An 11751-nucleotide genomic window follows, 5' to 3' on the forward strand; every position below is an offset into this window, starting at 1 on the left:
AAATGTTTAACTAATGTATCTATTACTTTGATATGATGTTATAAACATTACTTTTTAAATCAAACATCGATAATTGTAAAAATATACTAAAACTATTGAAATAATCATCAAAGTTTTCAATTACCTCATTGTCGTCAAGAATTTTAATAACATTACCAGGAAAGAACCAAATGTAATGGTATGAATCAATAGATTTGACTTTACCTAGCATTGCATTACGTAGTATCGCTTTAATATTTACCTGAATATCTTCTTTACCATAGCGTTTATATATATCAGTATCAGCTAAGGCAGTATAATACCCATCAGAGAGTGAAGCTAATTCAAAAGACTTTAATATTTTGACTCTTTCTAAATCTCTGTTTTTGTCGTTGACGATACCATCATTTAATATCGAATCCGGAGTAGAATAAAAATTACTATTTTCAGATTCGTCTTCATTAAATGGTATTTTTTTTGCTTTCAGAAATTTCAAATCAGGATGCCCTTTAGGAATTGTTATTGTGTAACGCCAAAATTTTATAGCTTCAAAAAAAATATCAAACCTATTTGACTTTAAGATATTTTCAACCTCCTCATATTTTACTTTCTTATCAGTTCGATTTTCTTTAAGAACGTTTCTTACTTCAATATTGTACACTCTATCCGGAATTACATTAATGTATTCTGATGGTAACGCAAACCAAGAAATTCTAAGATCGTATACATCAAAATTGTCAAGAATGAAAGCAATTATTGAAGGAGGATGTTTTACAATATAATCTGCTAACAATCCTCTATAGCCCTTTTCTGAAACTTCTTGAACTTTAATAATCAATTTTAGAGATTCTAGCTGATTGACATAATTGTGATTTTCAAAAACTGTAAGTGCTTTATCTATGGTTGACAAGGTATAGTCTTTTCGCTGATAATATTTTGTCCAAAAAAGTGATATTGAACCAATGTCTATCTTTCTATTCTGATGCATTGCTAATCTTATATGATTCAAAATATAAACCCCCATATCAAAGCTTCCCAAGTCCTTATGTTTTAAAATATTTTGTTTTAAAGATAGTTTTAAATAATCATTATCTTTCTTATGATATCCTAGTGACAATAAATTTTTACGTACATCTTTTAATATCCAAGCAGCTTTGAAATCTTCAATCTCAAAATCGGCTATTACGTCTATTAGAATGGATTTGGCTTTCCAATCTTCATTATTCATATAGTATTTAATGGACTGAAACAGTTCTTTATTGGTTTTTCGAGCTACATTATGAATAAATAAATTCTCAAGAATATATGTTATTATCTCTTTGTATTCCCAACTTTTTTTATCCTTTAAGAGTGATTTAATTTTTGCTGTAGAAAGTGCTTTTTTATGTTTTTCGAAAAAATTAATCTCTTCAAGTGCATCATTTTGCAAATCCCAATAAAATCTGCTAGTATCGTAATGACTATCACTTGTGGTATTTAAAATTAATGATCCATCATTGGTTTCTATATAGTAAAGCATACCAAACAAATATCGAGAACTTGTAAAATCATCAAATGTAAACCCATTATATAATAGCGCTTTACAGTATGTGTAGTGAAAGCCATTTAGAGCAGATATGTGATCACGACTAACCATATTTATTATTAGCGATAAATCGTAATACTCATTTACTTCAAAATCCTCTGCTGACAACTCGGTGACTATTTCTCTAATTTGCTTATAAAAGTCCTGTATAGCTTCAAAATCAATTGCTCCATTCATTAATTTTCTAAATTCAACTATAGAGCAGTATTTTTTAATTATCTTCTTCTTTTCTAGAATTGATAAATCAAAATATGTAAATCTTGATAAAAACCTTTTTTCTCCCTCTAGTATTGAGGAATAAACAATTGAGTTAACGTTTATTGCAATAGCCTTAAAATTTGTATTTAGCTTGCGTAAATAAGTTATAAAACTATCATGAAAAAGGGAAATTCTGTTTAACCTCAATTCAAAAAGATAAGGATGTTCTTTTATAAATTCGGTGACGAAAGATGCACTTATTGAATCTAAAAAAAGTGTCACTTCAGACTGCATAATATATGATCGGACACAAAGGAAAAGAGAAAGAGCCTGTTTACCTTTTTCTCCTTCGATGAGCTTTTCATAATATTTATCAATTGAATCAAAGGTTTCAAAGTCAGGAACAGTTCCTTTTAATTTGTATTGTTCAGCAATGTATCGTACCAAGATAGGATAACCATCACTTATTTTGTAGATTTTTTCAGTGTCTGTGTATTCCTCAATATGGTATAGTTCATTCAATACTTTTTTTGTTTGCTCCTTGTTCCAATTGCCAAGTAACTGTTTTTTCCAAATTAATTCACGTAGTAATGGACGACTTAAAACAATTACTTTACAGGTTTCTGATAAGTTATCTATGAATGTAATGTATGCTTCAAGATCTTTTGGGTTATAATTTTCAACGTGATCCAATCCATCTATTATTATTGTTTTTTCAAGTTCGTTGATTTTGGCTATAATTTCTGCTTCAGCATAAGGTTTTAAATTGCCAAACAATTTCTTTGAAAAGTCAAGCATGAAATTGTTATATTGTAAGCGCTCGTAATATTCATTGTCCTGATTAGAAACCCAAAAGCGATAAACAATATTATTTGTATACTGTTTCTCTAAATTTACAACTAGATGACTTTTTCCAACTCCTGGCTTTCCTTCGATAAGCAAAATATTTTCTATATTGAGCAGTTTTCTTGTTATGTCGACTGTAGGTTCAATTAAATAGGTCTTGAATACGTTAAGTACCGGTAATTCACTTTTTTTAATCAGTAACTTTCGATTGTCCAGACATTCACTAAAAAATTGATCTATGATATATTTTCGCAGTTGATTGGACTTATATAACGCTTCGATTTTTTGATCTATGGCAACACGATTTAAAGAAACAATATAAATGCTATCTAATTTGTAAGCATCCATATCCAAGACCACACAATTAGTTATAATCTCAATGCTTTTAAAAAAAATAACATTGGTTGCCGAAGAAAGTTTATGCGTTTTACCGCCAATTGAAATTTCATCACCAGTAATTATGAGTTCGTTAATTGAAACATTGTCAAAATCCTTTATTTGAAAATAATATTCTGAATCCCCTACAACAAGCTTGACATCATCAAACTTATGATTTACTTTAGCTTCTATTTCTATTTCCAGAATAGTTCTCTCCACATCCATTTTTGCCAACATCAATGATGTAACATGCTCCTGATATGAATAACCTATAAATGCATTTTTCATTGAACCTTAATTAGGATTTTTAATTCTTTAAATTTTAGAAGAAGGATTATTTACAATGTCAAAATTAGAGATTTATGATTTTTCCATTTTCTAGCCAATCAGGTATTTCAAAATCTTTAGCTTTTGGATGTAAACTAAATATATTTCTCAATTGCCTCATAGAATTGTAGACTTCAGATATTGTATCTTTTTGTTTTTTAACAAGATTAATATCATATATATTTTCGTTTACTTTGTGCGCCGGTGTTTGTCTCTCACTTCTAATATTTTTAAATGGTTTTATAGTATTGGCCACAGAGCCTTCACCCTGAACTTTGAAGATTGAGGATAACCATTCTTCTAAAAGCCTCAAAGTACCTTTATTTTCCTTTATATGAACGCCATCTTCTTGTTTCAAAGTGAAAAGATCAATTTTATTTTTAAAAAAAGATTTGTTTATATTTTCAGAAATCATTTTGTCTAATAAATGAATGAAATCATAGTAATTTTTAAGAGTTGGAACAAAGAAAAATGTGAATTCGCTAGGTTTTTTATCATCTTCAAACGATTCATTGAAAAGATTAATCTTAAAAATATGCTGTGATAGTTCATTTAAACATTTGAGTTCACCTAAAAATGCTGAAAATATAGAATGTGAAAACGCCCAACTTCCTTCAATAGCATTTTGATAATATTCTTTCAAAATTGTGCACTCGTCGATTCTTTCTTTACCTTTCCAATATATTTGGTGCTCCGCAGTAAGATTATGTAAAAATCTTAGAAAAACAACTGCTACGCGGTTGTTATCTTTGTCATATCCAATACCAAAGGATTTAATATAAATATCATCTTCTTTTCTCACCATAGCATTATAGAGCTCGTCAGATTTACACTGAATACTTCCTGAATAATCATCAAACTTAAATTCGAAACGTGGATCATTATAGTATCTTTCAAGTACTTCAATGTCAAAAAACATTGGTTTTAATTGTGGCTCACCTAAAGCTAATTTTTTTGAATAAAAAGCATAACCAAAATTATCTAGATTTCTATATCTATCCAGAAAGGATGGTGAAGGATATAAGCAAACAGGATATTCTGTAGACTCAAACTCTATTTTAATTTTTCCGAATTGTTTATATTCTACAGTATCATTTTTTGCATTTTCGAGCAACATCAATTGATCTTCTTTAGCATAATGTTTGAATCCTATAATATGTGGATTTGTACTTGATTGAATTGATATTTTATCCTCTTCAACTAGTTCTTTGACAATATTTATAGTTTCTGCATAGTCAAGGTTAAACTTTTTAGAAATCTCTCTCAATGGAATTCCATTGAAATCATTTGAATTAATAAAGAAATTAAGAATTTTGTTTTCAATTTTGCTTTTCATATTGTTCAATTATTCATCTTTTAAAACATTCTTAAATCGATTTAAGAGTAATTCTAAATTAATGTTATATGGAATTTTCCTAGCTGATATGGGTGTAAGCTGTTCACTTAAATTCCTGTTTACACGGTACAAGCCTTCTTCTTCATTTGGAGCATTTACTACTTTTTTCTTTTTACCCATTCTGTTTAAATGCAGGTCAAGCACATCTCTAAAGTTCTTATCTTTTAATTTAAAATGAGGTAGCCAAAGAATCAAGGTATCAATATCGATTACTGTCAGATTCTTGATTGTCAAATTATGATTTAAACCACTTAACCGAATCTCACATTGTTCTTTAAACCAATTGTTTAACCTGTAGTTAATTCCTAATGTTTGAAATATTCTATCGTGGACTAACAAAATTGGATAAATTGTTAGTGAATTTTTAGTATTTACATAATTGTCAAATCGAAAGGCTTTTTGAGCTATTTCGATAATAGTGTTTATCAACTGCCCAATGCCAACATGCTTTTTTCCATCATGAAGAAATTTTGTTTTTAAGACGGTATTTATTTGTTCAATATCAGCAGATGCCTTTATATCTTTCGCTACTAATATATCTTTATTTTCAAAAACAAAAACATCATTGTTATGTCTTAAGTAATAATCTGGCTCACCAGGTAATTCAATTTCGGTATCAGGTTTTTTTACAAAATACTTCTTTTCAAATATCTCATCAAGTATATTTTTCATCAAGAATTTTTCAGAAAATTGAGTATTAAAAAAGTTGAAAAAGTTGCCATGTTTGGCAATTAATTCTTCATCTTTCACATAGAGATCTTTTAATTTAAATTTTGCACTTCTATAAAATTTATCAACCACAAAAAAGTAATTTATAATTGAAAAAAGTTTATTATCAAGTTTATAGATTGGGTTATTTTTAATGTGTGTAAAATCTACATCAACTTCAATCTCTTCAGACGACATTGATTCAAGGAATTTTAGTGACTGTTCATCATCGACCTCAAAAAGATAACTGTTATCGCTCTTGAGTTGTAACAGCTTTCCAAAGAGATATGTCATTTGTTTAACAAACTCTTCTTCTGTGGTAACATTAAAAGAATTAATTAAACCATTTTTTAAATTAGCATACTCCGGTTTTGAGTTGAGAAACTCTAATAGTTGTTCTACTTTAAAGAATGTAGTGTAAACTAAATTTATGAACTCAATATTGTTATTTTCAAAAAGTGCTAGGTCAGCGATTGGAAAAGTGAATACAATTGAATAATCTACTAATTTTTCAAAATTGTCTTCATCTACATTGTTAAGAACCTGACTGCCATTTAACCCTGAATTAATACATAGAAATGCCTTAAATAAATTCAATTCATCATCATCAACTGAATTATTTAAATTACTATCAAGTAGTTGCGCCTTATTAGACAGAGTCAGTTCCGCAAACTTGAGAGCTGCTTGCTGCGTTACCGTTTCCGGCTTACCGTTTATTCTATTTGCTAATAGGTAGTTTTGGACTCTATTTTGAACCAGCTCAGATATTTCAGGATTACTAAAGAAGTTGTCAAAATTTGGAAGAGGTTCTGTATTACAAAAACCTATTGTTCTCAACAAGGAATCTTTAGATACTTTACTAAGATACGTTAGAGTATCTGCCTGTTCTTCGTCTGGAAATACATCTTTGAAGCCTAATCTTTGCTTTACAGTTATCATATGTAAACTGGATTAATTTAAATTGTTCCTTACAAAGATAATTCATTTACAAAGATGTTTTTATCGATTTATTGGTAGTCAAAATACAATTAAATTATATTCCACTTTGGCTGAAACTAATTAAAAGTAGCTGTCTCTCATTTGCACTCTAGTGTTGGTTTATTTCTTTTGTTCTATAAGTAAACCATTTTCAGAGAAAGTAAACGTTCGTTTTTCAAAAATTGATTTCATTATCAACCATACTTTGTCGACTAATGTAAAGGTTAAATTTTTACTTTCATTCCTTTGACTTAATTGTCCTGTTAAGGTTATTTCGTCTAATTCAAATGTATTATCTATAAGTCTATTGCATAGCCTGCTTTCAGGTACTTTGTAATTTTTTATAATTTCCTTATCCATTACATTTTGACGAGCAACCTCCATTCTAAAATCAGCAACATAGTCATAAAAGGCTACCCGAGTTCCATTTTTTAGGATTAGAAAGTAATTGAAAAGGTTAAGTTCATTTTCAACTTCAAGGAATCTATTATTGCCAATATCTATTTTTAAAATTTTAGGACCTTTAACTTTTATATTCGTCATAATATTTAAAGTTCCAAATTCTATTTCCTTTGTGGTAGATTCATCATCTTTATTGGTTGGTTCCCGTAATTCAACAAGTCCGATATTTTTAAATTTTGCATATTCCAATCCATCTTTTGTAAAACCGCTTTTTGTAACAATGACTCCTTTGCTAATACCTGTATCTTCAATAATTGCAGCTACTTTCATAACAGTATCCTTATTTACTTTCTCTTTCCAGTATTTACACTCTATAGCAGTATCATAACTATGAAGTCCGTCAGAATGTGTCGTCAAAACATCGATTTGGTGAGGAACTCCAGATCTACCAGTTACTTTACAAGTTTGTCCATATCCTTTAACTCTGACACCCGCCTGTTTTCCTATACTCTCGTAGATATACCTTGTGATGGATTCATAAGTTTTCCAATCTAATTGTGTTGATTCAGACATTGTAGTTCGTTTATTATAAAATATTCTTTGCATTTAAGTTATAGTAAAGATAATTAAGATTTTACTACTTTATAAAATAAAACAGATGCCATTATTCTTTTTTCCTTTTTTTCCAACTATCATTTTTAAAATAGTTACTTTTATTCTCATATATCTTACCACGAATGTAAGCACCAATTATTATAACAGGAATAGCCAATAGAATTTCATAGCATTGCATGTTGATTATAGATTTGATTAATTTGCAAACCTAATGCGCTACTACTATTGTTGCAAGAAGTGTAGTGTGTGATTCCGGAATTGAATACTATATTTTTGAGTATTTAGTATAAAAAAAGATGCCGGAAGCATCTTAAATTTTAGTTTTTATAATGGATATGATTAATTAAAAAACGGTGTCATTAATTTTAATTAATAAACGCTTAAAAGCATTTTCCTTTAATGTGTTTTTGGGAGTTTTGCCTACAATATGTTTTTCCATAACATACGAAATTAGATGGCATCTTGCTTGACTGAAGTCTTTATTGTTTTTTTGAACTAACATGTCTTGGGTTACTTCGAAAGTAAATAAATCCGTTTCTGTAGATGAGGTCATCATTACACATACGTATAGTTCGTCTTTGTCGTAAACGTCTTCGTTAGAAATTATAATTGCAGGATGTGTTTTTGTTTCCTTTGAGTAAGGTAAATCAAAAAATACGTCAATAATATCGCCTTTTTGGAAACTCATTAACAAGAAAGTAATTTGTCTAGAGAAGCTGCTTTCATTTTTGAAAAGCCTTCTTTTAAATCATCTTCAGTTTCAATTATTGGAGCTGATTTATATACATTTTTGTGAAGTTTGCTTTCTAATTTGTATAAACATTCAAGCGAATATTTGATATTTTGTTTTACATCATCACTATCTAAGTAATTCCCTTTGGCCAAATCTGCTTCAACTTTTTCTAAAGATGTTATAATTCCTCTCATTTCTGAGAGTAATGATTTTGATTTTTCAAAATCAAGAGCATCAATACGATTTAAAACGCCTTCTAATGCAAGGTTGAATTTAGTAAGGTGATTGTTGTATTTAGTAACAATCTTATTTTTTATGATATACAAAAACCTAACAATGAATGATACTTTTTTAGTATCACTTACTATTGGTTGTGCCATGTCTTGTATGTCAATACTTAAATACATATAGTAATTGTAAGTGCAAATTACGTTCCAAATATAGTTATTCTAATCAATATAACAATAGGTAAGGAATAAAACCGATTGAAGTTACTGATTTTGAAAGTTAATTTACTTTGGTTATTAAACGTTTAAAATTTTAAAATGTTTCAAAAAGTATGTTAAAATGAAATTATATAAATTTACTATCTATTTTATCCATATCTAAGTTTAACTCACGATAATTTTTCAGCCAACTACTGAAGTATAATAAATCTGCTCTACCAATTATTGAGTATGACAACCATTCATTATCAAGATCAGTAAATTTTAATTGTTGTGAGTTTGATTTTCTTGAAATGAGTTTGTCTAAATCTTTTAGAGCCAAAATTCTGTTTTCAAATTTCATACTTTTAGTTATTATAATGGCAATTTCATCATTGGTGATTTCCTCCTTTAAAAATTTTCGAGATTTATTTATCGTTTCATAGATAAGAGTTGTTCTAAGCATGTGAGACATGAAATTTAACCAATTATTATGATAACTATTCGTTTTAATTTGACCTAAATTATTGAGTATTCTTATTATCAAACTTGCAGCATCTATAATCTTAATAGGAAGAAATGTTGTAGTTACGCTGTATGCACCAACTTCCATAAATGCATCGGATATTAATTTGACATAACCGTAGTTAGGCATAGTTTCACAAGCAGATAATATAACTAGTGGGGCGGTTAGTTCATGTTTAACAATATCATCACCAGTTAAAAAAAGTTTTTCTTCACCATTAATCACAAGAAAAGACGATAAATCATTTTTGCTAGATCCTCCATGGCAATCAAAAATTAGCAAGTCAGGTTTGCATTCATCAATCGCTTTCTTAATTTCTTCAATACTTGAACATCTTGCACTTTGAAATGCTAGAGAAGATTTAAAATTATCTATTAGATCAAACATATTGTTCATCATATTATCATTTTTTGACGAACAATGTATTACTAATGTCTTGTTGATTAAATCAGTCGGGATTTCATATAAAAATCTTGAAGCATGTACTGCTGAATTTACGATACCATTTAAATTGAATTCTGGAAGTCGGCATACATCATGTGTAAAACACAAAGGATATTCATCTAAGAATAACCATTCAAACGGTAAATCACTGATTGCAAATATTTGACCATTTCTTTGCTGTAGATACTCGACTAATGGTTCAGCAATTATTAGGTTTCTTAATTTATTACCAAATTTTTTAATATTAGATATTGTACTTGATTTCTTTGAAGATATTTTTTCAAGATGTGATAGCTCCATGTTAATTGAAGCTCCTATTTGAGGTAGCCTTATTACAGGAGAAAAATCAAATCTCGCATGTAAAAATGCAACGCAATCAAGATATTTTAATCTCAAAGAAGCATTATTCATGATAAAATGAAATTCTTCATGCGACACTTTGCTTATATCATCGGGATTAAATTGATGTTCGTAATTTAAATTCTGTTCAGCACGAGAAATTGAAAGCCAAGTCTTTTCCTTTTTATTGGATATAGCACCATAAATCTTTTCTGTTCTTGGAAAATGATATGGAGCTACAATAACAATTGTTGAAAGTAAGGGTTGAAATGGATCAGTTGGTTTCACCTTAACATCATTATACATTATCATTGAAATATTATCAATTTTTTGTGATTGATTAATTATTTCTTGTGTTCGTTCAGCATGATTCGTTATTAGGTTATCAGGTTTTTTCAACTGGTTAACCCATATATTACCAATAATTTGATTTAGTATAAAGTAATTGTTTTGTGCAATATTTGAGCCTGGGAAATCATTTGAATTAATGAAGGTACCATTTGGATTTATAGGAAAATCGATGCCTAAATCGATATTTTCACCTTGCTTTTTGTAATAATCGATTATTGACTGATTAATTTTGGCACTATCTCTGTTTATCAAATCAATAAAATCATGTTCCGATTGAAAATAATTATTTGTATTGTATTGATTTTTGTAATCCTCTGAACTTGGTAAAATTGTAAAGTAAGAATGTTCAGAAATTTCTAAAAATTGAGAAATTTGCTGATGATTTTTTAATGAGCTGTCAATTATAAAAACGTTTAAGTTTGAAATGATTTTATAAAGATTTATATATTCATTGAATTTGGATAAATCATCCTCACTATCATCAGTAAAAAAAAATGAAGGAAATGTAAATATTTCAAATGATCTCCTAGAATTAAATCTAAAATTAAATTCAAAATTATTTATCGAATTTTGTAATTGAGACAAATCTATAGGAAGTACGCGTAATAGGTTTAAAGCAGTGCAATAAAATTCATTACTACTATAAGACATTGTATCTGTTATTAAAATATACTGAATACAACTTGGAGATGTTGTTTTTATTACCGAATTAGATACCCTCATAAATTTATTATTTTCAAGTATCAAATATACATAACTGTATTCTAACTTATTCAAACAAAAAAAGATGCTATTTAGCATCTTTAAATTGTATTTTTCTATAATGGTTTATCTGGCCAAAGGTCTTTAGGAGAACATTCGAGTATTTTTGCAATATCATTCAAATGTTTGACATTATACTTTGCTTTTTTCGATGGAGCTTCAATATCAGATATGAAAGTTGTACTTTTACCTAAAGCCAAAGACAGAGAAACTTGACTAAGACCTTTCTTTTCTCTCAATTCTTTTACTCTTTTTATTAAGTATTTTTCTATGTCATCTAGTGATTCGTGCATATTACAAAATGACTTCAAAAAAGATTAAAAAACTAAGGACTATAATCCTGTATTTGAAATATTTTATTATATTAGCACCGAATTAATTAAATTTGCGATTCTTCAAATACAATATTGAAGCATTCGCTTAGAATCTCGCACTGGAAAACTGGTAATTTTAAAGAAACGAGATGATAAGTAAGATGCTCACACTCTTGGGTGTGGGCTCACTTATTGTTTCTAGGTATACCAGTACCTCCAGTGCAGTAAGATGAGTTCCATGCCTTTTTTTTGTACCCAAAGGTTTCCTCAACTGTATTCTTAGCACTGTTTCTATTTTTCTTGGTTTTGCAAATTGTTTTCAGAAGTTCTCGATACAATTTTCTGTACCTAAAACTAGCGTTTTATGTACAGAAAATCACTCGAAGTGACGGTAGCAGTATAAACAAATAAAGCGATTGCCTATGGAATAACCTAATTAAACAAC

At 28.7% G+C, this 11751-nt stretch carries 8 protein-coding genes; all 8 read right to left on the reverse strand.

Translation table 11 applies throughout. The features are described 5' to 3' along the window. Positions 1 to 22 precede the first annotated feature (22 nt). The 8 genes from ACZ098_RS10190 to ACZ098_RS10225 all read right to left on the reverse strand — a co-directional run bounded on the left by ACZ098_RS10190 (position 23) and on the right by ACZ098_RS10225 (position 11285). Entirely contained in the window at positions 23 to 3274 is a 3252-nt protein-coding gene (locus tag ACZ098_RS10190; RefSeq protein ID WP_487311642.1) for a hypothetical protein, read from the reverse strand. Positions 3275 to 3338: 64 nt separating this feature from the next. After that, complete coding sequence (locus ACZ098_RS10195) at positions 3339 to 4649, reverse strand: hypothetical protein (RefSeq protein ID WP_487311643.1); 1311 nt, start codon at positions 4647 to 4649, stop codon at positions 3339 to 3341. A 9-nt stretch (positions 4650 to 4658) separates the two neighbouring features. Next, complete coding sequence (locus ACZ098_RS10200) at positions 4659 to 6356, reverse strand: hypothetical protein (protein ID WP_487311644.1); 1698 nt, start codon at positions 6354 to 6356, stop codon at positions 4659 to 4661. 159 nt (positions 6357 to 6515) lie between these two features. Beyond that, positions 6516 to 7370: a restriction endonuclease gene (locus ACZ098_RS10205; protein WP_487311645.1), complete on the reverse strand. Its 855-nt coding sequence runs from the start codon at positions 7368 to 7370 to the stop codon at positions 6516 to 6518. 385 nt (positions 7371 to 7755) lie between these two features. After that, on the reverse strand, positions 7756 to 8100 hold the full coding sequence (locus ACZ098_RS10210) for a type II toxin-antitoxin system PemK/MazF family toxin (RefSeq protein WP_487311646.1): 345 nt from the start codon (positions 8098 to 8100) through the stop codon (positions 7756 to 7758). Continuing rightward, on the reverse strand, positions 8100 to 8552 hold the full coding sequence (locus ACZ098_RS10215; RefSeq protein WP_487311647.1) for a hypothetical protein: 453 nt from the start codon (positions 8550 to 8552) through the stop codon (positions 8100 to 8102). Before ACZ098_RS10215 ends, ACZ098_RS10210 begins: the two co-directional genes overlap by 1 nt. A 166-nt stretch (positions 8553 to 8718) precedes the next feature. Further along, positions 8719 to 10953 carry a CHAT domain-containing protein gene (locus tag ACZ098_RS10220; RefSeq protein WP_487311648.1) on the reverse strand — a complete coding sequence of 745 codons (2235 nt, stop codon included), beginning with the start codon at positions 10951 to 10953 and terminating at the stop codon, positions 8719 to 8721. Between the two features lie 95 nt (positions 10954 to 11048). Beyond that, positions 11049 to 11285, reverse strand: coding sequence for a helix-turn-helix domain-containing protein (locus ACZ098_RS10225; protein ID WP_487311649.1), 237 nt, complete (start codon positions 11283 to 11285; stop codon positions 11049 to 11051). Positions 11286 to 11751 lie beyond the last annotated feature (466 nt).

It is taken from the genome of Flavobacterium sp. SP2, from assembly GCF_057626655.1.

Coding starts and splice junctions, on each gene's coding strand:
- ACZ098_RS10190 (WP_487311642.1), bottom strand. CDS start 3,274: ATGAAAAATGCATTTATAGGTTATTCATATCAGGAGCATGTTACATCA.
- ACZ098_RS10225 (WP_487311649.1), bottom strand. CDS start 11,285: ATGCACGAATCACTAGATGACATAGAAAAATACTTAATAAAAAGAGTA.
- ACZ098_RS10210 (WP_487311646.1), bottom strand. CDS start 8,100: ATGAGTTTCCAAAAAGGCGATATTATTGACGTATTTTTTGATTTACCT.
- ACZ098_RS10215 (WP_487311647.1), bottom strand. CDS start 8,552: ATGTATTTAAGTATTGACATACAAGACATGGCACAACCAATAGTAAGT.
- ACZ098_RS10195 (WP_487311643.1), bottom strand. CDS start 4,649: ATGAAAAGCAAAATTGAAAACAAAATTCTTAATTTCTTTATTAATTCA.
- ACZ098_RS10200 (WP_487311644.1), bottom strand. CDS start 6,356: ATGATAACTGTAAAGCAAAGATTAGGCTTCAAAGATGTATTTCCAGAC.
- ACZ098_RS10220 (WP_487311648.1), bottom strand. CDS start 10,953: ATGAGGGTATCTAATTCGGTAATAAAAACAACATCTCCAAGTTGTATT.
- ACZ098_RS10205 (WP_487311645.1), bottom strand. CDS start 7,370: ATGTCTGAATCAACACAATTAGATTGGAAAACTTATGAATCCATCACA.